The organism is Microbispora sp. H10949 (genome assembly GCF_014161435.1).
Lineage (GTDB): Bacteria > Actinomycetota > Actinomycetes > Streptosporangiales > Streptosporangiaceae > Microbispora > Microbispora triticiradicis.
In genome coordinates this window covers 570,938-593,922 of sequence record NZ_JABBWZ010000003.1, presented here as the reverse complement: position 1 = coordinate 593,922, position 22,985 = coordinate 570,938, and the positions used below count along the sequence as shown (strand labels likewise).

20 protein-coding genes are annotated in these 22,985 nt (G+C 73.1%); 10 read left to right on the top strand and 10 right to left on the bottom strand.

The genetic code is table 11. The annotated features are described in order from the left end of the window. Positions 1-31 precede the first annotated feature (31 nt). The 5 genes from HHX40_RS10065 (at position 32) to HHX40_RS10045 (ending at position 4,683) form a co-directional block, all read left to right on the top strand. Positions 32-898 (top strand): 1-aminocyclopropane-1-carboxylate deaminase/D-cysteine desulfhydrase, encoded by an 867-nt coding sequence (locus HHX40_RS10065; protein ID WP_182880296.1) that lies wholly within the window; start codon positions 32-34, stop codon positions 896-898. 204 nt (positions 899-1,102) lie between these two features. Next, the gene (locus HHX40_RS10060) at positions 1,103-1,447 is read left to right on the top strand and encodes a winged helix-turn-helix transcriptional regulator (protein ID WP_182880295.1); all 345 of its coding nucleotides are present in this window, start codon (positions 1,103-1,105) and stop codon (positions 1,445-1,447) included. A gap of 138 nt (positions 1,448-1,585) precedes the next feature. After that, on the top strand, positions 1,586-2,545 hold the full coding sequence (locus tag HHX40_RS10055; RefSeq protein WP_182880294.1) for an aldo/keto reductase: 960 nt from the start codon (positions 1,586-1,588) through the stop codon (positions 2,543-2,545). Positions 2,546-2,679: 134 nt separating this feature from the next. Continuing rightward, positions 2,680-3,711: an SMP-30/gluconolactonase/LRE family protein gene (locus tag HHX40_RS10050; RefSeq protein WP_182880293.1), complete on the top strand. Its 1,032-nt coding sequence runs from the start codon at positions 2,680-2,682 to the stop codon at positions 3,709-3,711. A gap of 159 nt (positions 3,712-3,870) precedes the next feature. Further along, positions 3,871-4,683: an SAM-dependent methyltransferase gene (locus tag HHX40_RS10045; protein WP_310738016.1), complete on the top strand. Its 813-nt coding sequence runs from the start codon at positions 3,871-3,873 to the stop codon at positions 4,681-4,683. 43 nt (positions 4,684-4,726) lie between these two features. Here the strand turns inward: HHX40_RS10045 and HHX40_RS10040 are convergent, their stop codons facing one another. From HHX40_RS10040 to HHX40_RS10025, 4 genes are all read right to left on the bottom strand, one after another. Further along, entirely contained in the window at positions 4,727-4,879 is a 153-nt protein-coding gene (locus tag HHX40_RS10040; protein WP_182880291.1) for a hypothetical protein, read from the bottom strand. Positions 4,880-4,940: 61 nt separating this feature from the next. Then, positions 4,941-5,396 (bottom strand): GNAT family N-acetyltransferase, encoded by a 456-nt coding sequence (locus HHX40_RS10035; RefSeq protein ID WP_182880290.1) that lies wholly within the window; start codon positions 5,394-5,396, stop codon positions 4,941-4,943. 89 nt (positions 5,397-5,485) lie between these two features. Further along, positions 5,486-6,484: an NAD-dependent epimerase/dehydratase family protein gene (locus tag HHX40_RS10030; protein ID WP_182880289.1), complete on the bottom strand. Its 999-nt coding sequence runs from the start codon at positions 6,482-6,484 to the stop codon at positions 5,486-5,488. Between the two features lie 88 nt (positions 6,485-6,572). Continuing rightward, entirely contained in the window at positions 6,573-7,508 is a 936-nt protein-coding gene (locus HHX40_RS10025) for an SDR family oxidoreductase (RefSeq protein WP_182880288.1), read from the bottom strand. A 121-nt stretch (positions 7,509-7,629) separates the two neighbouring features. On the opposite strand from HHX40_RS10025, the gene HHX40_RS10020 reads away from it, so the two are divergent. Continuing rightward, positions 7,630-8,196 carry a TetR family transcriptional regulator gene (locus HHX40_RS10020; RefSeq protein ID WP_182880287.1) on the top strand — a complete coding sequence of 189 codons (567 nt, stop codon included), beginning with the start codon at positions 7,630-7,632 and terminating at the stop codon, positions 8,194-8,196. Between the two features lie 45 nt (positions 8,197-8,241). Here HHX40_RS10020 and HHX40_RS10015 read toward each other — a convergent pair whose 3' ends face one another. The 3 genes from HHX40_RS10015 to HHX40_RS10005 form a co-directional block, all read right to left on the bottom strand. Further along, positions 8,242-9,438 carry a hypothetical protein gene (locus tag HHX40_RS10015; protein ID WP_220498892.1) on the bottom strand — a complete coding sequence of 399 codons (1,197 nt, stop codon included), beginning with the start codon at positions 9,436-9,438 and terminating at the stop codon, positions 8,242-8,244. A gap of 284 nt (positions 9,439-9,722) precedes the next feature. Beyond that, the gene (locus HHX40_RS10010; RefSeq protein WP_138460182.1) at positions 9,723-10,034 is read right to left on the bottom strand and encodes an STAS domain-containing protein; all 312 of its coding nucleotides are present in this window, start codon (positions 10,032-10,034) and stop codon (positions 9,723-9,725) included. Next, complete coding sequence (locus HHX40_RS10005; protein ID WP_310738015.1) at positions 10,034-14,209, bottom strand: SpoIIE family protein phosphatase; 4,176 nt, start codon at positions 14,207-14,209, stop codon at positions 10,034-10,036. Before HHX40_RS10005 ends, HHX40_RS10010 begins: the two co-directional genes overlap by 1 nt. Positions 14,210-14,495: 286 nt before the next feature. Here HHX40_RS10005 and HHX40_RS10000 point away from each other — a divergent pair, with 286 nt between their 5' ends. Genes HHX40_RS10000 through HHX40_RS09985 form a run of 4 tightly spaced genes read left to right on the top strand, consistent with a single transcriptional unit; the run spans position 14,496 to position 19,405 of the window. After that, a complete protein-coding gene (locus tag HHX40_RS10000) occupies positions 14,496-15,971 on the top strand; it encodes an NtaA/DmoA family FMN-dependent monooxygenase (protein WP_182880285.1) in 1,476 nt (491 codons plus the stop codon). Continuing rightward, on the top strand, positions 15,968-17,155 hold the full coding sequence (locus HHX40_RS09995; RefSeq protein WP_182880284.1) for an LLM class flavin-dependent oxidoreductase: 1,188 nt from the start codon (positions 15,968-15,970) through the stop codon (positions 17,153-17,155). The genes HHX40_RS10000 and HHX40_RS09995 overlap by 4 nt, the downstream gene beginning before the upstream one ends. A 58-nt stretch (positions 17,156-17,213) precedes the next feature. After that, the gene (locus HHX40_RS09990) at positions 17,214-18,269 is read left to right on the top strand and encodes an LLM class flavin-dependent oxidoreductase (RefSeq protein WP_182880283.1); all 1,056 of its coding nucleotides are present in this window, start codon (positions 17,214-17,216) and stop codon (positions 18,267-18,269) included. After that, positions 18,266-19,405 (top strand): LLM class flavin-dependent oxidoreductase, encoded by a 1,140-nt coding sequence (locus tag HHX40_RS09985; protein WP_182880282.1) that lies wholly within the window; start codon positions 18,266-18,268, stop codon positions 19,403-19,405. Before HHX40_RS09990 ends, HHX40_RS09985 begins: the two co-directional genes overlap by 4 nt. Before the next feature lie 53 nt (positions 19,406-19,458). On the opposite strand, the gene HHX40_RS09980 is transcribed toward HHX40_RS09985, so the two are convergent. From HHX40_RS09980 to HHX40_RS09970, 3 genes are read right to left on the bottom strand one after another with little or no spacing between them, the layout of a single operon-like run. Beyond that, positions 19,459-20,889 carry a serine hydrolase domain-containing protein gene (locus HHX40_RS09980; protein WP_182880281.1) on the bottom strand — a complete coding sequence of 477 codons (1,431 nt, stop codon included), beginning with the start codon at positions 20,887-20,889 and terminating at the stop codon, positions 19,459-19,461. 25 nt (positions 20,890-20,914) lie between these two features. Continuing rightward, positions 20,915-21,991, bottom strand: coding sequence for an LLM class F420-dependent oxidoreductase (locus HHX40_RS09975; RefSeq protein WP_220498891.1), 1,077 nt, complete (start codon positions 21,989-21,991; stop codon positions 20,915-20,917). Beyond that, positions 21,988-22,968, bottom strand: coding sequence for a glutathione S-transferase C-terminal domain-containing protein (locus HHX40_RS09970; RefSeq protein WP_182880280.1), 981 nt, complete (start codon positions 22,966-22,968; stop codon positions 21,988-21,990). Before HHX40_RS09970 ends, HHX40_RS09975 begins: the two co-directional genes overlap by 4 nt. Between the last annotated feature and the right edge of the window lie 17 nt (positions 22,969-22,985).

The window sequence follows — 22,985 nt, the reverse complement described above, 5'->3', positions numbered from 1 at the left end:
CGCCGGCTCTCCGCCTCGCCTGCCTTCGCCGGTGGAGGAACTGATCGATACCCACCTCGGAGCGCGAGGCGTTCGCCTGCTGCTGAAGCGCGACGATCTCATCGATCCCGAGATTCCCGGCAACAAATGGCGGAAGCTGAAGTACAACATCCAGGCCGCCCGGCGGTCCGGGCACGGAAGGATCCTGACGTTCGGGGGCGCCTATTCCAACCACATCAGGGCGACGGCCGCGGCCGGCGCCCTTTTCGGTCTGCGGACCGTGGGCGTCATCCGCGGCGAAGAGCATCTCCCCCTCAATCCCACGCTCTCCTACGCGGTGGAACAGGGAATGACCCTGGCCTACATGGACCGCCGGACATATCGCAGAAAAATGGAAAGCGATGTGATAGAGGCCCTCCACCGCCGATTTGGCGACTTCTACCTCGTTCCCGAGGGCGGAAGCAACGGACTCGCGGTGCGGGGATGCGCCGAGATCCCGGACGAGATCACGCAGGACTTCGATCTCATCTGCTGCCCCTGCGGGACGGGTGGCACGCTCGCGGGCATCGCCGCCGGCCTGCACGGCGACCAGGAGGCGATCGGCTTCTCTGTGCTCAAGGGAGCCGGCTGGCTGAACGACGAGATCCGGCGCCTTCAGGAAGACGCTCACGGCGCCCCACGCGGCAGATGGCACGTGAACCTGGACTATCACTTCGGCGGATACGCGAAGACGAAGCCGGAACTGCTGTCCTTCGCCGAGGACTTCGAGAAGCGGCACGGCCTGCGCCTGGACCGGCTCTACACCGGCAAGATGATGTACGGCATCTTCGATCTGGCCGAGAAACGCACGTTCCGTCCCGGAACCACGATCGTCGCGGTCATCACCGGCCCGATCACGACGACGTGTACGATCTGCTGACCGGCCGGGCACCAGGTGCCGCACGGCGAGCCGGCGACAGCCGATCGAACCGCGAGGGCGCCGCCTTCGACGTGGTACAGGAACGCGGGAACAGTACGCGGCGCGACGTCGGACCCTGGGCGCGCTGGTGGCCTGGATGTCGGAAGGCAGGTCTCATGCATCTGATCGACCTGGATACGGTGCCGGGCGGACGGGTCCACTCGCATGGCTGAGCATGACGTGTTCCTCGCCGATTGTCCCGCCCGCACGACGCTGGCTCTGGTTGCCGACACATGGTCGGTCGTCGTGGTGTTCGCGCTGCGACACGGCCCACGGCGCTACGGCGACCTCCGTGATCGGATCGGCGGGATCAGCAACAAGATGCTGACCCAGACACTGCGCAAGCTGGAGCGCGGCAACCTGGTGGAGCGCCGCGCTCTGCGCACCACGCCCGCGGGTGCCGAGTATCGGCTGACCGAACTTGGGGAGAGCCTGATCGGGCCGGTGTCCGTGCTGGCCCGGTGGGCCGAGGAGCACGCCGACGAACTCGGCGACGGTGGACCTTTGTAAGGAACCGATCGGTTCCCTACGTGCTTCTACCGTTGCCGTCATGCGAATCGGAATCTCTGGCACCTGGGTAGCGGCCGGCGGCCGGTGCCTGGAGAGCCGCTCACCGTACGCCGGTCCGCCGTCGTGTGGGGTGGGGCGGTGGTGAAGATCGGCACGAGTGATCTCGATGTGTCGCCGCTCTGCCTCGGGGGTAATCCCTTCGGCTGGACCGCCGACGAAACGGCCTCCTTCGCCGTGCTGGACGCGTACGCCGAGGCCGGCGGTAACTTCATCGACACCGCCGACCTGTACACCTTCCATGCGCCCGGCAACAGCGGCGGCGAATCCGAGACGATCATCGGGCGTTGGCTGAGGAGCCGCGGTTGCCGGGACCGGATGGTGATCGCGACCAAGGTGGGCGCGCTACCCGGCCTGGACAACCTGTCCCCGCGGACGATCCGGCGCGCCGTCGCGGATTCGCTACGGCGACTGGGGACAGACCACATCGACCTGTACTTCGCGCACGTCGACGATCCCGGCACCCCGCTCGCCGAGACGCTCGGCGCGTTCGACGCGCTGGTGCGCTCTGGCATGGTGCGGTACATCGCGGCGTCGAACTTCACCGCGGACCGGCTGTCGGAATCGCTGCAGACGTCGGCACGGGAAGGGCTCGCGGCCTACGTCGCGCTGCAGGCGGAATACAACCTGGTGCAGCGGGACGGCTACGAACGGGAACTGGCACCCACAGTAGCCGGCGCCGGGCTGGCCTGCCTGCCCTACGTCGCACTGGCCCGTGGCTTCCTCACCGGGAAGTACCGGGCCGGCGGTCCCGTGGTGGACAGCCCCCGCGCGGGCCGGGCCCGCGCGCACCTGAACGGCAACGGCCCCGGCGTGCTGGCGGCCCTTGACGAGGTCGCCGCCGCGCACCGCACCACCCTGGCCGCGGTCGCACTGGCCTGGCTGGCCGCCCAGCCCACTGTCGCCACTCCGATCGCGGGGGCCCGCAACGCGACCCAGATCGCCGACCTGCTGCCGTTCCTGACACTGCGGCTCACGGCCGACGAACTCGCCCTGCTGGACCGGGCCGGCGCCACACCACCAGCGCACAACCCTACGTAGCTGGAAACGGCGGGCCCGGAACGTCACGCGGAAGGCCCCGCCACTGCGGCGCGGGCACAAGCACGGACTGCCCGGCCCGCGACGCACAACCGCTCAGACACGGTTCACCTGCCGACCGTCACCTGGAGGTCCTCATGATCCGCTTTCGTCCCCGCCGCCGTGCCGTCCTCGCGGTCACGGTCCTCGCCACGGCTCTGCCGTTCGTCTCCGCTGTGCGGCCCACCCAGCCGGCTGCCGCGGAGCCCGCGCGGGCCCCCTCGCACGTACGGATCACCACGGCGTACGAGCTACCCGGCACCAAGGTCTACCCCGAAGGCATCACTGTGGACCCGTACACCGGCGATCTCTACGCCGGGTCGTACGAGGACGGCACGATTTTCAGGATGACGCCGGGCCGTCGCGTCGCGGAGCGGTTCCTGCCCGCAGGCGCCGACGGACGTACCAAGGCGCTCGGACTGAAAGTCGATCGGGCCAGGCGGCTGTGGGCTATCAGCGCCGACACAGGAGTCGCGGTGTACGACCTCCGCAGCCGCCGCCTGCTGGCCCGCTTCGACATAGCCGGGCAGGACGCGCACCTGGTCAACGACCTGGCGATCGCTCCGGATGGCAGCGCCTACCTCACCGACAGCCTGCGCGCCGTGGTCTACCGGGTCACGCCCCGGCGACTGGCATGGGTCCGCCGGCACGGCGGTCACGCACCGCTGACTCCTGCCTTCGACCTGTCCGGCGTCGTGGAGCCGCACGAGCCCGGCACGGTCACCCTCAATGGCATCGTGGCCGACCGGTCAGGACGCTTTCTACTGGTCGTCGACATGACGGGCGGCGATCTCTTCCGCGTCGACCTGTTCACCCGAGGGGTCCACAAGCTCTCCCTGGACGGAGGCGACCTGCGGTACGCCGACGGGATGGAACTGCGGCACGGCACGTTGTGGGTCGCCCATGCCAACCCCACCGCGAACTCGATAAGCCGGTGGCGGATCACCCGAGACGGCCGCTCAGCCCGGGCTGAGCGGCGGGTGACCGATCAGGCCCTGCAACTCCCGACCACCCTGGTACGCGCGGACGGGACGTTGTACGTCGTACGCTCACAGCTCGACAAGGGCGGCCCCGTCGGGCAGGGCACCCCGCAGACCCCGTTCACGATCGCCTCCGTGCACGGCTTGTAGTACTCCAGTCAGCACTTTTCACCCCGCTTCTCGGGCTCGAAGGACGCGCCGGGTCCGCGCAGCCGGGCGCGAGCGGATTTCCGATTACCTGACGGACTGGTCAAAGTCCCGGTGAGCGTCCCTATGATGGTCGAAGATCGAGACGCTTGGGGGCAGAGCGTGCACGACGAGCAGGCACCGGACTGGGTGATCGACCCCTCCACGCCGAGCGTGGCCCGGATGTACGACTACTACCTCGGTGGCAAGGACAACTTCGCCTCCGACCGCGAGGCGGCCGAGAAGATCATCGAGATCCTGCCGAACGCCCGCGACGTGGCCCGGGCCAACCGCGCCTTCCTCGTACGGGCCGTACGGCACCTCGCGGGGGCGGGCATCCGGCAGTTCCTCGACGTCGGCACCGGTCTCCCGACGCAGGAGAACGTCCACCAGGTGGCGCAGGCCGTCGCACCGGACTCCCGGGTCGTCTACGTCGACAACGATCCGATCGTGCTCGTCCACGCCCGTGCCCTGCTAGCCGACAACCCCCGGTCCATCGTGGTCGCCGGGGACATGCGCGAGCCCAAGGCGGTGCTCACCCATCCGGCGGTCCTCCGCCACCTCGACTTCAGCCGGCCGGTCGCGTTGATCATGCTCGCCGTCCTCCACTTCGTCGTCGACGACGCGGAGGCGGCGCGCATCGTCGGCACGTTCCGCGACACGCTCGCCCCGGGGAGCCACATGGTGATCTCCCACGGGACGCCCGGCGACCTCGACGATGACGCGGTCAGGCGAAGCCGGGACGTCTACTCCGCCACCACCAGCGGAGGCGCCGTGCCGCGCACCACGGCCGAGGTGCGGGACCTGTTCGACGGCCTGCGCCTGCTGGAGCCCGGCGTCGTGCCGCTGGAGGAGTGGCGCCCCGAGCCGCCGGAGACGATTCTGGAGCGCAGGCACGGAGCCGGCATCGTGGGCGGCGTCGCCGTGATCCCCTGACCGGGGACCCGCGGTCCGCCCCGGCCGTACGGTCGCTTCGTGGTCACCCCGTGGTGAGGACGAGGATCAGGCCGTGGACGGAGGCGTCGTTCTCGTGGAGCGGCGTCACCGTGATCGACAGCCTCGCGGTGCGGCCCCGGCGGTTGACCGCGTCGACGCTCAGCGCGGCGCCCTGACCTGCGACGGAGTCTCCCACCGGATGAAGGCGGCGGGCGTCCGCCGGCAGGCCGAGGTCTTCTCCCGGAGGTGACCGCTCCTCAGAGCTGTCTGGTCATGAACACGCTGAGCGGATCGGGGCGGTAGTCGCCGAAAGGCTCGCAGTAGGTGAACCCGAACTTCTCGTACAGCTTCCTGGCGGGCAGGAAGTGCTCCTCCGCGCCGGTCTCCAGGCTCAGCCGGGTGAAGCCCATCCGCCCGGCCTCGGCGAGGATGTGCCGCAGCAGCAGGGACGCGATCCCCGCGCGCTTGCGCGCCGCCGCCGTCCGCATCGACTTCAGCTCGGCGTGGGAGTCGTCCAGCCTCTTGATCGCCCCGCAGCCCACCACGGCGCCGCCGTCCATCACCGACCAGAACGTGACCTCCGGACGGCGCAGGCCGTCGAGGTCCAGGGCGTGCTTGCTCTCCGGGGGCGTGATGGACCGCATCTCCCGCAGGTGCTCCTCGAGGAACTCGGCGATCTCCGGCCCGGACAGGTCGTCCTCGACGATTCTCATCGCACTCGCTCACCTAGATCGTGTCTGACGGGTCGTGTCTGACGGATCATGCCCGACGGGACACCAGGATGCCATCCCGCCCGCCCGGCTCAGCCCAGCGGCGCGACGGCGAACTCCCGCATGCCCTCGGCGAATCCGACGCGGGCGCGGAATCCCAGCTCCGCCCTCGCCCGGCCGGGCGAGGCGACGATGTGCCGCACGTCGCCGAGGCGGTACTCCCCCGTCACGACCGGGCGCGGCCCGCCCCGCCACGCGGCCAGTTCCGCGGCCATCTCCCCCACCGTGTGCGGCTGTCCGCTCGCCACGTTGTACGCGGACAGGGCGCCCTCCCGCCCCGCGGCGAGCGCCGCCAGGTTGGCCCGCGCGACGTCCCGGACGTGGACGAAGTCGCGCCGTTGCCCGCCGTCCTCGAAGACGCGCGGAGCCCGCCCCGCCTCCAGCGCCGACCGGAAGATCGCCGCGACCCCCGAGTACGGCGTGTCCCTGGGCATCCGGGGGCCGTACACGTTGTGGTACCGCAGGGCGACGGCGACGCCGCCGGTCTCCCTGGCCCAGTTGGCGGCGAGATGCTCCTGCGCCAGCTTCGTGGTGGCGTAGGCGTTGCGGGGATCGGCGGGCGCGTCCTCGCCGATGACCGCCGGCGTGAGCGGCGAGGCGCAGCCGGGGCAGCGCGGCTCGAAGATCCCCCGGTCGAGGTCCTCGGCGGCCCGGGGGCGGGGCCGGACCGGCCCGTGCTCGCCGCACTCGTAGGCGCCCTCCCCGTAGACCACCATGGACGACGCCAGCACCAGGCGGCCGACGCCGTGCCGTGCCATCGCCGCCAGCAGCACGGCCGTGCCGTGCACGTTCACCGAGGCGTAGTCCGGCAGGTCCGCCACGTCGACGCCGAGGCCGACCTTGGCCGCCTGGTGGACCACCGCGTCCACGCCCGGCAGCAGGCGGTCGGCGGTCGTCCCGTCGCGCACGTCTCCGCGCTCGACGCCGCCCGCCCGCAGGTCGAGGCCGGCCACCTCGTGCCCGGCCGCCGTCAGCGCCTCGGCGACGTGACTTCCGATGAACCCGGCCGAGCCGGTCAGCAGCACCTTCACGGGCCGAGGGTAGACCGCCGGGGCCGCGCGGGCCCCGCTCCGGGCACGACCGTTCGCGACCCGTAAGATCTCCCGCCCGGTCCTGCCGTCAGGAGAAGTAGTGGCCCTTGCCGAGGTCGTCGAGGAGCCCGGGCTGCACCGGCCGCCAGCCGAGCAGGTCGCGGGTCACCGCGCTCGACGCCGGGCTGTCGGCCCCGACGACACCGCCCAGCCAGCCGAAGTGCGCGCTCGCCTCCTCCGGGGCGACCGAGACCACCGGCAGGTCCAGGTGGTGGCCGATCACCTCGGCGACGGCCCGGATCGGCACGCCCTCCTCGGCGACGGCGTGCAGCACCGACCCCGCCGGGGCCTTCTCCAGCGCCAGGCGGAACAGGTGCGCGGCGTCGAGCCGGTGCGTGGCGGGCCAGCGGTTGGACCCGTCGCCGACGTGGCCGGAGACGCCCTTCTGACGGGCGATGCCGACCAGGACCGCCATGAAGCCGGGGTCCCCCTCACCGTGCACCGTCGGAGGAAGGCGCACGACCGACGACCGTACGCCGTGGGAGGCCAGGGAGAGCGTCAGCAGCGCCGTCCCCATCCGCCCCCGGAGGCCGCCGCCCGGAAGCGCGGCGGCGCCCGGCTCGTTCCCCCGCCCTCCGGCTCCGTCCCGTTCGGTCGCGACGCCTCCCGGCGCGACGCCGAGCGTCCCCGACGCGATCACCAGTGGCCGTCCGGAGCCCTTGAGCGCGTCTCCGAGCGCCTCCACGGCGCGCCGGTCCGCGTCGGCGGCCTCCTCGAAGCCGCCCGAGAAGGCGATGTCGTGCTTGAACGCGAGGTGGATCACACCGTCCGACTCGGCGGCCCCGGCCCGCAGGATGTCGAGATCGTCGAGCGTGCCGCGACGCACCTGCGCCCCGGCCCGGGCGAGGGCGCCGGCCGAGGCGTCCGACCGGGCCAGCCCGGTGACCTGGTGACCCGCGCCGACGAGCTCGGGCACGACGGCGGAGCCGATCCAGCCCGACGCCCCGGTGACGAAAACGCGCATGAGAGAACCTCCCGACGGAGTGACCGTCCTCGGCGCACGGACGCGCACGAGAATCGATGTCAGTCACTGTCGTCAGCATACGTCACGATGTCAGTGACTGTCATCGCGCTACGATCAGGACATGGGTCGATGGGAGCCGGACGCGCGTGGCCGGCTGGCGCGGTCGGCGCTGGAGCTCTACGCGGAGCGCGGGTTCGACCAGACCACGGTCGCGGAGATCGCCAGGCGGGCGGGGCTCACGGAGCGGACGTTCTTCCGGCACTTCGCCGACAAGCGCGAGGTGCTGTTCCACGGCTCGCGCGCGCTGGAGGAGCTCCTCGTGAACGCCGTCGCCGGCGCGCCCGAGGCGACGGCGCCGATGGACGCGATCGCCGCGGCCCTCGACGTCGCGGGCGGCATGTTCGAGGAGCGCCGGGAGTACGCGCGGCGGCGTCAGGCCGTCGTCGCAGCGCACGCGGAGCTGCGGGAACGCGAACTGATCAAACTCGCGTCGCTCGCCGCGTCCCTCGCCGGGGCGTTGCGCGGGCGTGGCGTGGCCGAGCCGGCCGCGAGCCTGGCGGCGGAGGCGGGCATCGCCGTCTTCAAGATCGCGTTCGAGCGGTGGGCCGGCGACGCCGGCGGCCCGGACCTGCCGCGGCTCATGCGGGAGTCGCTCGACGAGCTGAGGGCCGTCACCGCGGGCGCGTGAGCGCCGGCGGAAGCGGGAGACGGCGCAGGACACCGGAAGGACGGCTCACCGGAAGACGCCGGTGTGGCCGAGCGAGTAGCGGCCGGGCTGCGGATACACGCACAGCCCGTGCGGCCCGGCGCCGACGGGGATGGTGCGGACGACCCTGCCGGTCCGGGTGTCGAAGACGTAGACGACCCCGTGGTAGCGGCCGCTCAGCCACAGCTTGGTGCCGTCGGCCGAGACGCCGCCCATGTCCGGCGAGCCGCCGCCGGGGATCCGCCAGACGTCGACCACCTTCCGCTTCGCGAACGACACGACGGACACCGATCCCTCGCCGCGGTTCGACACGTACAGGTGGCGCGAGTCGCGGCTGGCGTAGAGGCCGTGCGCGCCCCGCCCGGTCGGCATGAACCGGACGACCTCGTACGTCGACGCGTCCACCAGCCACACGCCGTGCCGTTCCATGTCGGCGACGTAGAAGACGCGGCCGTCGGGCGACAGCTTCACGTCCTGCGGCATGCTCATGTGGCCGAGGTGGACCCGGCGGATCAACCTGGGCGTGCGCCAGTCGACGACGACGAGGTCGCCGCTGAACTCGCAGCTGGCCAGGAACACCGAGCCGTCGGCGGTGAAGTCGCCGTGGTTGACGCCACGGCAGGGCAGCGGCAGCGAGCGCAGCCGTTTCATGCTGTGCGGGTCGCGCAGGTCGAGCTGGTTGTTCCGCTCCGCCATGACCAGCGCGTACGCGCCGTCCGGCGAGAAGTACAGGTTGTACGGGTCCTCCACCGGCACCGGGCGGCCCGGTCTGCCGGTGCGGGGGTCGATGGGGGTGAGAGTGTTGCCCCGGTTGTTGTTCACCCACAGGGTCTTCAGGTCCCAGGACGGCACCACGTGCTGCGGAAGCGCCCCGACGGTGAAGTGCCGCACGATCCGGTACGTCTCCGGGTCGATGACGTCGACCGTGCCGCTCTCGCTGTTGGGCACGTACACCAGGGAGCGGAAGCCCCTGACGACCGGGCTCAGCATCCCGGGCCGGTCGGCCGCGTAGACGTCGGCCCGCCCCGCTCCCTCGGGCTCCTGTCTCTCCCGCTCCGGCGGCGCCGCCCCCTGCGACCGCGACGGGGACGGCGGCGGGGACAGCGACGGAGAGGACGGCACGGCTCGGGGCGCGGGCGGCACGGCCGCGCAACCGGCGAGGACGAGCCCCCAGAGGATCGCGTACACCCCGGTCACCGCGACGGTCCTGCGCGGTCCTGTCACCCCTGCTCCCGGGACGCCCGCACGCGTCACCCCCGCACCGGTCACCCCTGCACCAGTCACGCATGCCCCCCGAGATGGCGGGGCGGCGCCCGGCCCCCCGTACGGTCACGGCGACCGGCCGCACGCGGCGGCCGCACGGCGACTGAAGAGACGGCGGCGAGGCGGCTGCGTGGCTGGTCGGCGCGACGCTAACGCCCGCGCGGAGTGGCCCGGAGGGGCTTTGCCCGGTCTTGACCGGCGCCTTCCCGGCTCGCGACGCGCCGTTCACCTGCGCGCGGCCGCCCCTACGACGAGATGGGGACCTCGTGCTCGGCGGTGTGCACGGGAGCGAGACCGGCGAGCCCGGAGATGTCCAGGACGGGGGTGAGCAGCGGGTTGGCGATGAGGGTGATGTGGTCGGCGTGGGCGAACAGGACGCTCAGGCCGGCGCTGTCGAGGTATTCGACGGCGGTCAGGTCCAGCACGAGAGGGCCCGGGATCTTGCCGAGGGCCTCGGCGAGGGCGTCGGTGTTGCTCATGTCGATCTCGCCGGTGGCCGTCAGCAGCGCGGCGCCGTCGGCACGGCGGCCGGAGGTGAGGGTGAGGGGCGTGGTCATCAGGCGATCCTCGTGTGCATGTCGACGATGGTGCCCGACGGGCCGGGCGTGATGGTGACCTGCTGCATCATGGCGCGCATGAGGGCGACACCACGCCCGCGGTGGGTGTTCTCCTCGGCCTTGGGGGACTTCCAGCGGCCGGTGTCGGCGACGACGAGGCGCAGGTTGTCCACGAAGGCCTCGGCCCGCAGGCGGACGACGTCGCCGGGGGCGTCGCGGTGACCGTGCTCGATGGCGTTGGCGCACGCCTCACCGGCGGCGACCAGGACGTTCTGGACGGTCTGGGCCGGCAGGTCGCACTGGGCGAGCCAGCTCCGCAACGCCCTGCGGACGGGCGCCAGCTGGGACGACTCGGCGGGGAAGGCCATCTCCAGCGGCGCGGGGTGGCGGTAGAGCAGCAGGGCGACGTCGTCGTCGTAGCCGTCGGCGGGCGCCAGCCGCACCATCACCTGCGTGGCGAGGTCGTCGACGGCGGCGTCCCGGCCGTCCTGCACGGCCCGGCTGGCCTGGTCGATGCCCGCGTTCAGCGGGCTGCGGCGGCGCTCGACCAGGCCGTCGGTGTAGAGCATGAGCGTGGCACGCGCGGGGATGACCGCCTGTCCCTCCGGGCGTGCCGCGCCGGGACGTACGGCCAGGGGGATCGACCGACCGTCTTCGAGCAGGCGGGTGGTGCCGTCGGGGTGGGCGAGGATGCCCGGCGGGTGCCCGGCGCTGGAGTAGGTCAGCACCCCGGTCTCCGGGTCGAGCACGCCGCAGAACACGGTGGTGCACTTCGCGCCGGGGACGCCGGCGGCGAAGTGGTCCAGGGCCATGAGCGTGCGCGCCGGGCTGGCGTCCTGCAGGAGCAGCGCGCGGCACGCGCTGCGCAGTTGTCCCATGACGGCGGCGGCCTCCACGCCGCGCCCGACGCAGTCGCCCACGACGATGCCGATGTTCCCGCCGGGCAGGGCGATGGTGTCGTACCAGTCGCCGCCGACCTCCAGGGGACGGGTGGCGGGCTCGTAGCGGACGGCGAACCCTTCGGGCAGGTCGGCGGGGCCGAGGATGGCGCGCTGCAGCGCGATCGCGGTCTCGCGTTGCTGGTCGATCTGGTGCGCGCGGACGAGCCCCTGGGCGAGGTGCCCGGCGAGCAGCGACAGGAGCAGCTCGTCCTCACGGGAGAAGGGCCGCTGGCCGCCCAGCTCGACCCACAACGCCATCGGGCCGTCCGGGTGCTCCAGCAGCACGCCGACTCCGCCGCCGTCGGCGACCGGCGTCAGCAGGGGCCGGCGGCGCAGGCCGGTGAGGGCCTCGCGGCGTCCGGCGGGCAGCGCGCGCCAGTGCAGCGAGGTGTCGGTGGCGGTCAGGGTGGGGTCGCCCTCGTGCTCGAAGACGGCGGCCAGCACGTGTCGGGCGCGCCAGAGGGTCCGCAGCTCCCCCAGGGCCCCGGACAGCGCCTCGGACAGGCTCCCGGCCTGGGACAGGGACGTGCTGAGGGAGGCGAGGGCGCTCTCCCGCTGGATGGCGTAGTGCTCGGCGGTGACGTCGCGGAAGGTGCCGACGACGACCTGACGGCCGGTGTCGGGGTCCTGCGCCTTGTTGAAGGTGACGCTGATCCACAGCCGGTGCCCGTCCCGGTGGGTGACGGGGATGGCGTAGCTGCCCTGGCCGGGGCCGACGAGGCCCGCGAAGGCGTCGGCGACCTGCCGGTGGGCGGCGGGGTCGAGCTCGCGGTCCGGCCACCAGGGATGGATCGGCCGGTACGGCAGCCCCTCGGGGCCGTACCCGAGCATCTCGGCGAAGGCGTTGTTGACCTCGACGACCGCGCCGTCCTCGTCGCAGACGAAGAACGCCTCCTGCAGCGAGTCGACCAGCGCCGTGCGCCAGCGGGCCTGGTGGTGACGCAGCCGCGCCATCTCCATGTTGGCCCGCACCCGCGCGAGCAGCTCCGCGGCGGCGAACGGCTTGACGAGGTAGTCGTCGGCGCCGGCCTGCAGTCCCTCGATGGACGCCTCCTGGCCCGCCCGCGCCGACAGCAGCAGCACCGGGACGGCGGCGGTGCGCGGATCGGCCCGCAACGCCGCGACCAGCGCCAGGCCGTCCAGGCGGGGCATCATCACGTCGCTCACCACGAGGTCGGGGGCGTCGGCGCGGATGGCGTCCAGCGCGTCCTGCCCGTCGCCGACGGTGTCGACGTGGTAACCCGCGCCCGTGAGGAGCCGGACGAGATATCCGCGCATGTCGGCGTTGTCGTCGGCCACCAGCACCCGCGCCGGGGCGCCCGCGGGGCGGGCGGCGGAGGGGTCCTGGGCGGTCAGCTCCATGGTGTCCCCGCCGGACGCCGCGGCGGCGTCGTCCGCGGGCAGCCAGCGCAGGGCCTCCTGGACGTAGGGGTCCGCGGTGGCGGACGCCATGCTGCCGCCGGCGGTCGTCGTGATCGCCTCGGCGGGCAGGTGCGCGACGCCGAACGGCAGGCGGATGGTGAAGCGGGTGCCCTCGCCCTCGGCGCTCTCGGCCGCGATGGTGCCGCCGTGCAGGCCGACGAGCTCCTGCACGAGCGCCAGGCCGATGCCGCTGCCCTCGTTCGAGCGCGAGCGGGCGTTCTCGATGCGGTGGAACCGCTCGAACAGCCGCGGCACCTCGTCGGCCGGGACCCCGATGCCCGTGTCGGTGACGGTCACCACCGCGTGACCGTCACCCCCGCGCACCGACACGCCGACCGAGCCCTCGAAGGTGAACTTCAGCGCGTTGCTGAGCAGGTTGAGGACCACCTTCTCCCACATGCCGCGGTCGATGTAGACCGGCTCGTCCAGGGGACGGCAGTCGACCTCGAAGTCCAGGCCCGCCTTGTCGATGGCGGAGCGGAAGAGGCTGGCCAGCTCGGCGGTGACCGCGGCCAGGTCGACGGGCTCGTAGCCGGCCTGCATCCGGCCGGCCTCGATGCGGGAGAAGTCGAGCAGGGTGTTGACGAGCTTGCCCAGCCGCAACCCGTTGCGGCGGATGGCCTCGAGCTCCTCGCGCACCTGCGGGTCGGCTCCCTGCAGGCGGTTACGCAGCTCCTCCACCGGGCCCATGATCAGGGTCAGCGGGGTGCGGAACTCGTGGCTGATGTTGGAGAAGAAGACGGTCTTCGCCCGGTCGAGCTCGGCCAGCTCCTCGGCCCGCCGCTGTTGCGCCTGGTAGCTGCGGGCGCTCGCGATGCCCGCGGCGACGTGCCCGGCGGCCAGTTCCAGGAACCCCCGGTAGCCCTCGTCGAGGAGCCGGTACCGGTTGAGCGCGGCCACCAGGAACCCGTACGGCGCGCTGCCCTGCTGGAGCAACGGCACCAGCAGCGCCTGGGCGGGCGGCTCCGGCCAGTCACCGGACGGCAGCTCGGCGAACCCGGCGGCGTCGAGCTCCACGAGCACCGACTCCCCCCGGGCCGGCGCCGCCATGGGCCACACCGCCTCGCCGGAGTCGCGGGCCGGCAGGGTCAGGGGGGCGGCCGGGTGCCCGGCGGAGATGCCGGTCACGCCCGCCAGCCGCGCGCCGCCGTCGTCCTGGAAGAGATAGGTCAGCGTGAACGGGAGGTCGCGCCGGTTGTTGCCGAGCTGGCGGCAGGTGAAGGCCAGCATCTCCTGCTCGGTGCGGACCACGCTGGGGTCGGAGCCGAGATCGCGCAGTGTCGCCATGCGGCGCTCGCCGACCACCCGCTCGGTGTCCTCCATGACGACGCACAACATGCCGACCACGGCGCCGGAGTCGTCGCGCAGCGGGCTGTAGGAGAACGTGTGATAGCTCTCCTCCGGGTAGCCGGACCGCTCGAGGAACAGCAGCAGCGCCTCGTCCCAGGTGGCCTGTCCCGTGGCGAGCACGGTGCCGATCCGGGGACCGATGTCGTCCCAGATCTCCGCCCACACCTCGCTGGCCGGCCGGCCCAGCGCCCACGGGTACTTGCGCCCCAGGGTGTCGCGGCGGTAGGCGGCGTTGCAGAAGAAGGTGAGCTCCGGGCCCCACGCCATCCACATGGAGAACCGGGACGACAGCAGGATGCTCACCGCGGTCCGCAGGCTCTGCGGCCACTCGTCCGGCGGTCCGAGGGGGGTCGCCCGCCAGTCCACCTTCGCGAGGTCCCGGCCGATCTCCTCGTCGGCGGTGAACACGTCGGCGCCGGTCGCCGTCACCGGCCCCGGCTCGGCGTCGTCACTGAGCGCCACTACGCCACCCCTTCGTAAGCGCCGGCCCGGCCACTGCTCGCCCGGTCGCGGTCGCCGCGTCCGTCACCGCGTCTCACGGCCCGCCCAACCCTGGAGCAGTTCGATGACGTGACGGAGAGGATAGGTCAACCCCCCGTCAAGAGGCCAACCGGGGTCTCTTTCCGGACCGCCGGGACGCGTTCGCGGCCGCCGAGGGCCCGCTCCCCCATCAGTTCGGCGGTGACGATTGACGCAAAAACCCTTAATCCCTACTGTGTTACTAGGTTTCCGTCACCTGGAGCGCCCGATGACCAAGCAGATCCATCTCGCCGCGCACTTCCCGGGCGTGAACAACACGACCGTCTGGTCCGATCCCGCGTCGGGCAGCCAGATCGACTTCGAGTCGTTCCGCCACCTGGCCCGGACCGCCGAACGGGGCAAGTTCGATTTCTTCTTCCTGGCGGAGGGACTGCGGCTGCGCGAGGCGAAGGGCCGCATCCACGACCTCGACGTCGTGGGCCGTCCGGAGTCCCTGACCGTCCTCGCCGCGCTGGCCGCCGTCACCACCCACCTGGGACTGGCCGCGACGGTGAACTCCACCTTCAACGAACCGTACGAGGTGGCCAGGAGGCTGGCGTCGCTCGACCATCTGAGCGGCGGCCGGGCCGCGTGGAACGTGGTGACCAGCTTCGACGCCTTCACCGGCGAGAACTTCCGCCGCGGCGGCTTCCTGGACGAGTCCGACCGGTACAGCCGGGCGAAGGAGTTCCTGGAGACCGCCAGGGAGCTGTGGGACTCCTGGGCCCCCGACGCGGTGGCCGCGGACCCGGAGGCGGGGCGGTTCCTGCGGCCCGGCGGCGTCACCGCCTTCCGGCACCAGGGCCGGCACTTCGACATCTCGGGGCTGTTCAACGTGCCCAGGGGCCCGCAGGGCCACCCGGTGATCATCCAGGCCGGCGACTCCGACGAGGGCCGCGAGTTCGCCGCGTCCTCGGCCGACGTGATCTTCAGCAGGCACAGCAGGCTGGAGGAGGGCCGCGCCTTCTACCGGGACGTCAAGCGCCGGCTCGCCGCGTACGGCCGGCGGCCGGAGGACCTGAAGATCCTCCCCGCGGTGACGTACGTGCTCGGCGACACCGACGCGGAGGCGGCGGAACGGGCCGCCGAGATCCGCCGCGCGCAGGTCGGCCCGCAGACCGCGATCTACTTCCTGGAGGCCGTCTGGGGGCGCGACCTGTCGGCGTACGACCCGGACGGCCCGCTGCCCGACATCGAGCCCGACCTGGAGGAGGGCGTGACCAGGGGGCACGCGGCCTTCCGCCGCGACCGCGGCGAGGTGGTGGCCAAGTGGCGCGCCCTCGCCGAGGAGAAGAACCTGTCGATCCGGGAGCTCGCCATCGAGGTCTCCTCGCCGCAGACCTTCATCGGCACGCCGCGCGCGGTCGCCGACGAGATCGACCACTTCGTGCAGACCGACGCCGCCGACGGCTTCATCTTCGTGCCCCACCTGACCCCGGGCGGGCTGGACGACCTGGTCGACAAGGTCGTCCCGCTGCTGCAGGAGAAGGGCGTCTTCCGGACCGAGTACACCGGGCCCACCCTCCGCGACCACCTCGGCCTCGCCCCGCGCGACCCGGCCTCCGGTGACTCCGCCCCGCGCGACCCGGCCTCCGGTGACTCCGCCCCCCGTGACCTGGGCACCCGTGACTCCGCCCTCCGCGACCTGCCCCTCCGCGACCCGGCCGCCCCCGTGCCGGCCCCCCGTACGAAGGAGAACCGATGACCCTGCACCTCGCCGTCGCACTGGACGGGGCCGGCTGGCACCCGGCCGCCTGGCGGGCCGAGGGCGCGCGACCGGACCGGCTGTTCACCCTCGCCTACTGGGCGGACCTCGCCGCGGAGGCCGAGCGCGGTCTGCTCGACTTCGTCACCTTCGAAGACGCGCTCGGCCTGCAGTCGACCCGCCTGAACGAACCCGACGAGCGGCTCGACCAGGTGCGCGGACGGCTCGACGCCGTGCTGATCGCCTCCGCCGTCGCACCGCTGACCTCGCGGATCGGCCTCGTGCCCACCACCGGCACGACCCACACCGAGCCGTTCCACGTCGCGATCGGCATCGCCTCCCTCGATCACATCAGCGGCGGCCGGGCCGGGTGGCGGCCCCAGGTCTCGGGCCGCCCCGACCACGCCGCGCACTTCGGCCGCCGGGTCCTGCCTCCGCTGGACTTCTCCGACCGCGCCGATCCCGCCTTCACCCGGCACGTGGCGGACCTGCTCGGCGAGGCCGCCGACGCGGTGGAGGTGGTCCGCCGCCTGTGGGACAGCTGGGAGGACGACGCCGAGATCAGGGACGTCGCGACCGGCCGGTTCGTCGACCGCGACAAGCTGCACTACATCGACTTCCGCGGCTCCTGGTTCAGCGTGAAGGGTCCCTCGATCACGCCGCGCCCGCCGCAGGGGCAGCCGCTGGTCACCTCCCTCGCCCACGACAGGCAGCCGTACGAGTTCGCCGCCCGGGCCTCCGACGTCGTGTACGTCACGCCGCGGGACCGGGAGGACGCCTCCGCGATCGTCGAGCAGGTGCGCGCCGCCGAGGCCGCGACCGGCCGGGCCGGGCCGCCGTTGAAGATCTTCGCGGACCTGGTGGTCTTCCTGGAGACCGGCGGCGCGGCCGACCGGAAGGCGCGGCTCGACGACCTCGACGGGGGCGAGTTCGTCTCGGACGCCCACATCTTCACCGGCACCCCGGAGGCGCTCGCCCGCCTGCTGCTGAGCTGGCGGGAGGCGGGGCTGGACGGATTCCGCCTCCGGCCGGGCGAGCTGCCCCGCGACCTGGTGGCGATCACCAGGGGCCTGGTGCCCGAACTGCGGGCGGCGGGCGCGTTCCGCACCGCGTACGACACCGGGGACCTGCGCGGGCGGCTCGGCCTGCCGCGCCCCGCCAACCGCTACGCGACGGCGTCGTGAGCGGCGTCACCGCTCCGGGCGGCCCTGCGCGGCTCGCGGGCGGGGAGGTGGTCCGGGCGTGAAGTTCCTGGCCATGACGCTCGGGTTCCACCTGCCGCATCCGCTGACCGGCGAGCTCAGGTCTCCGACGGAGCGCTTCCGCGAGATCGTGGCGAGCGCGGTACTCGCCGAGGAACTCGGCTTCGACGGCTTCGCCTTCGGGGAACGGCACGAGCGGCCGTTCCTGTCCTCGTCCCCGCCCGTGGTGCTGAGCCACGTCGCGGCGCTGACCCGCCGGATCAGGTTGTTCACCGCGGTGACCACGCTCAGCCTGCTCGACCCCGTGCGGGCGTTCGAGGACTACTCGACCCTCGACCATCTGTCCGGCGGGCGCCTGGAGCTGATGATCGGCAAGGGCAACGGCACCGCCCAGGCGGAGCTGTTCCACGTCACCGGCGAGGACCAGTGGGACCGCAACCGCGAGGGCTACGAGCTCTTCCGGCGGCTCTGGCGGGAGGACCGGGTGACCTGGTCGGGCCGCTTCCGGCCGCCCCTGGCCGAGGCCGAGGTGCTCCCCCGGCCGCTCCAGCGGCCGGTGCGGGTCTGGCACGGCAGCGCCACCAGCAGGGAGTCGGTGGACCTCGCCGCCCGATACGGCGACCCCCTCTTCTCCGCCAACGTCACCAATCCCGTCGAGCCGTACGCCGAACTGGTGCGGTACTACCGGGAGCGGTGGGAGCACTACGGCCACGACCCGGCCGGCGCGCTGGTGGGAGCGGGCAGCGCGGGCTACTACGCCACACCGAGATCGCAGGACGCCGTCGAGACCTACCGGCCCATCTTCGACGCCCGGGTGGCGTTCCTGGAGAAGCGGGGGCTCGACCCGGTGTTCCACACGCTGGAGGACGCCGTCGAACGCAGCTCCATCCTCGTCGGCAGCCCCCAGCAGATCATCGACAAGGTGCACCGCTACCACGAGCGGCTCGGCCACGAGGTGTTGCACGTGCAGGCGGAGGCCGACGGGCTGACCGGCGCGCAGCACCGGGCGTCGCTCGAACTGTTCCAGAGCGACATCGCTCCCGTCCTGCGCGCGGAGATCCCCAGCAGGCCGTTCCCCACCGGAGGACCCGCATGACCCGCCTGTCTGTTCTCGACCTCGCTCCGATCTCCTCCGGAGCCACCGCGCGGGACGCCCTGCGCAACACCGTCGACCTCGCCCGCCGGGCGGAGGACGCCGGATACCACCGCTACTGGCTGGCCGAGCACCACCTCACCCCCGGCGTGGCGAGCTCCGCGCCCGCGGTCCTCATCGGCGCGGTGGCCGCGGCCACCCGCCGCATCCGGGTCGGCTCCGGCGCGGTCCAGCTCGGCCACCAGACCCCGCTCACCGTGGTGGAGCAGTTCGGCACCCTGGACGCGCTGCATCCCGGCCGCATCGACCTGGGCCTCGGCCGCTCAGGCCAGCGCGCCCGGGAACTGCTCACCACCCCGCCGGCCGCGCCCCAGCCCGCCGACCCGCCTGCCCCGGGGGCGCGGACGGTCCGGGGCCTGCTGATCCCGCCGCCGTTCTCGTTCGCCGCACTCGCCAAGCACCCGCTGTTCGCCCTGGCCGGCGCGCTGCTGCAGCAGCCCGGCGCACAGACGCCCGACTTCGCCGTCCAGGTCGACGAGATCATCGCGCTGCTCGCCGGCCGCTACCGCTCCGACGAGGGGCACGAGGCGCACGCCCAGCCCGGGGAGGGCGCCGAGGTGGAGCTGTGGGTCCTGGGCAGCAGCGGCGGCCAGAGCGCGCAGGTCGCGGCCGAGCGCGGGCTGCCCTTCGCGGCGAACTACCACGTGAGCCCGGCCACCGTGCTGGAGGCGGTCGAGGCCTACCGGGACGCCTTCAAGCCGTCCCGGGACTATCCCGAGCCGCACGTCATGGTGTCCGCCGACGTCCTGGTCGCGCCCACCGAGGAGGAGGCCCGCCGCGCGGGCGAGCCGTACGGGCTGTGGGTGCGCAGCATCCGGTCCGGCGGGGGCGCCGTCCGGTATCCCTCTCCCGAGGAGGCGTATGCCCACGAGTGGAGCGAGGAGGACCGGGCACTCGTCGCGGACCGGGTGGACACCCGGTTCGCGGGCACCCCCGAGAAGGTGGTGGAGGGGCTGCGCGTGCTGAAGGAGGCGACGGGCGCGGACGAGCTCCTGGTGACCACGATCACGCACGACCACGCCGACCGCGTCCGCTCCCAGGACCTGCTCGCCGAGGCGTGGGCGGACGCCGGCGTCTGAGCGCCGGGCTCGCCGGCCGCGGCCTCGCTGACGTCGAGCCCGGCCGGCGCCTCCTACGCCACGTCGGGCCGCGTCATCAGCGGCGACCGCAGATGCGACACCAGATCGGGGCTGGTCAGGGGCACGATGTTCCACGTCGCCACCGCCGTCCCCGCGCCGGCGTCGACCACCAGCCGGACCCGGTGCGGGGTGGTGATGACGTAGAGGTCGGCGACGAACGTGTCGCCCTGCCAGGCGCCGGTCGCGACGACGGGGCGGCCGAGCGGCGAGCTCTCCCGCCATCCGCCGTGGCCGGCCTCTACGGCGAGGAACGACCCGAATCGCAGGAGCCATCCACCGTCCACCGGATCGACGGTCACCGTGGTTCCGCCGGGCAGGGCCGAACCCTCGGCGGAGGCGTCGAGTCTCGCCTCGGCGGAGCGCTCCGGGGCGGCCGCACCCGGCACCGGCGCGAGTGACAGCCGCCGCAGCCGGTCGGCGAGGATCTCGTCGTCCCCGGCGCTTCCCGCGTGGCCGGTGCCGGGGAGCAGGCACTCCCATATCGCGTCGAGCACCGCCTGCGCCTGCGTATGGGCCCCGGTCACGGCGACCACGAGATCGTGCGACGGCACGACCACGCACTGCTGGCCGAAGGAGCCGTCACCGTGGTATCCGTGACGCGACATCCAGAACTGGTAACCGTAACCGCAGAGGTAGTCGGCGTCCCCTGATCCGTCCTCGAACGGCAGGGTGTCGACGTGCCGTCCGGTCGCGAGCTCCACCCATTCGCGCGGGACGAGCCGCCGGTCGCCCCAGAGGCCTCCGCGCAGCAGCAGTTCACCGAAGGCGGCGACGGCCTCGGTCGTGAGGTGCAGTCCGTGGAATCCGAAGGCGGCACCGCTCGCCACCCGGTCCCATTCGGCGTGGTCCACGCCCATCGGCCCGAAGAGGCGCTCGTCGAGCAGTTCCGGGAGGCCGCGGCCCGTGACCCGTTCCACCATCCGGGCCAGGACGAAGGTGGTCGTGTTGTCGTAGGTGTGCCGTGTTCCCTCGGCTTCGGTGAACGGCACGCGCAGGAAGCCCTTCACCAGGTCGCCCGGTTCCAGTTCCCAGGCCTGGGCGAGGCTGTCCGTGCGGTGCCCGGCCGTCATGGACAGCAGGTGGTGAACGGTGAGGCGGCGTGCCTGCTCCGGGATGCCGGCCGGAACGTGGCCGGGCAGCACGTCCACCACCCGGTCGTCCCGCGAGAGCAGCCCGTCGGCGATCGCGAGCCCCACGGCGACCGAGGTGAACGACTTGGTCAGCGAGTAGAGGAGGTGCGGGCGTCCGGCCGAGTACGGCGCCCACCAGCCTTCGGCGACGACGTGACCGTGGTGCACGACCATGACGGAGTGGCACTCGGCGGATCGCGCTTCCAGCCGGTCCAGCAGCGCGGCGACCGCCCGGGACGACATCCCCGAGGCGGCCGGGGTCGAACGCGGCAGGAGGGTGCGCTGGGAGGGCATCCGCGCACCCTAACAAATCCGCGGGTCAGCTCCGTCCCGGGGACGCGGCGTGGTCGTCCGGGACCCGCAGGGCGGCCAGCACCTCCGGCAGCGCGCCGGGGGCCGCGTCCAGCTCCGGGGACGGGGTGACGTGGAGCTCGACCGCGGTGACGCCGGGGTGCAGGTACCGCGCGATGTGGGCGCGGCACTCCTCCGGCGAGCCGTGCACCCACAGCTCGTCCACGACCGAGTCCGGGAGCGCCTCGGCCGCGCCCCGCCGGTCCCCCGCGTCCCAGGCGGCCCGCGACGCGGCCAGCGCGTCGCCCCGGCCGAGCCAGTCGTGGAACGCGCGGTAGGGCGGCTGGTTGAGGATCCAGCCGAGGAAGGCGCGTCCGGCCGCCCTGGCGTACGCCGCGTCGTCCGTCGGCGTCACGAAGATCTTGACGACCAGTTCCTGCCCCTCGGCGGGCGGCCCGGCGGCCTCGACGATCCTCGGCACCTCGTGGGCGGCCAGCACGTTGGTGATCGCGCCGTCCCCCTCGGTGAAGGCCAGCTTCAGCATGCCGGGCCGCAGCGCGCCCACGATGACCTTCGGCCGCACCGGGGGACGTCGCCGGAGCTCGAAGTCGATCGAGAAGGTCTCGTACGTCTCCACGACATGCTCCCCGTCGAAGGCCCGGCGCAGGAACCGCAGCAGGTCCCGCACGTGCGCGTACGGGCGTCCGTGCGGGCGGCCGTTCAGCGCGGTGACGTGGGCGGGGACGGACGAGCCGATGCCGAGCAGCACCTCGGCCTGGCCCAGTTCGGCCATGGAGGCGGCCGTCTGGGCGAGCACGCCGGGGCCCCGGGTCTGGGCCGGCAGGACCCCCGTGCCCGCCCGCAGGCCCGGCGACCAGGCCAGGGCCGCGGTCAGCGCGGTGAGGCCGTCGTAACCGCCGCCCTCCCCGGTCCACACGTCGCCGTAGCCCAGGGAGGGCAGCGCCTCGACGATCTCCCGGTGCCGGTGCAGCCCGAGCCCCGCCAGCGGCAGCGTGACCCCCCAGCGCACCGCCCCCGCAGGGGGCCCGGCCCCCGCGCCTCCGGAAACCCCGGCGTCTCCGGAAGCCGCGCGCGGGGTGCTCACACGTGCTCCCCGGCGAGCGCCTCGCGGCCGTGCGGCTCGGCCCAGTCCGCCTCGTGCGGCGCGACCTCGATCCGCACCGGCCCGCCGCCGGAGCCGGCGGGCCGGCCGGGCAGCCGGAACGCGGCGAAGTCGGTGGTCTCGCGGAACGCCGGGATGCCGTACAGGTCCCTGGCGTACGCCCAGAGGTTGGGGTAGCCGGTCAGCGGCCGCTCGCCGATCCCGGCCAGCGGGTTGTGCAGCAGGTCGAACCGGACCAGCACCACCCACAGCTGCACGTCGGACTCGGTGAGGCGGTCGCCGAACAGGTACCGCCGGTCGGCCAGGCGGGCGTCGAGCCGGTCCAGCGCTGCGGTGACCTGCTCGCGCCGCCACTCGTACTCCTCCTGCGTGGAGGCCCTGGCGACCAGGTTCACGCCCTGGCCGAGGTCACGGGCGATCTCCTCGTCCAGCGCCTCGATCTCGTCCCGCAGGTCCGCCGGGTAGAGGTCCACGCCCGAGCCGACCCACTCGGCGAACGCGGTGCCGAGGTCGGCGGGGATCACGGCGTAGTCGTTGCTGACGATCCGGTTCGTCCGCCGGTCCCACACCACCGGCACCGAGATGTGGCCCGGATATCCGGGCTCCGTGGCGTCGTAGGCCTCGGACAGGAGCGTGAAGCCGTTGACCGGGTCGGGGCCGCGCCGCTCGCGGAACGCCCAGCCGCGCGCGTCCCGGTCGTCGTCCACGTACGACAGCGACACGACGTCCCGCAGCCCGGCGAGGTCGCGCACGATGGCGACGCGCTGCGCCCACGGGCAGGTGTAGGAGACGTACAGGTGGTAGCGGCCGGGCTCGGCGGGGTACTCGCCGGACCCGCCGGCGGTGATCCGGCCCTGGAACGGATAGAGGGGTCCCGGCCGGTCGGTCCGGCCCGGTCCGTACGGCCCGTGGGCGGCGACGTCGGCGGGGCTCGCGTACGCGGGCGCGTGGGTGGTCATGGGGGTTGGCTCCTTGT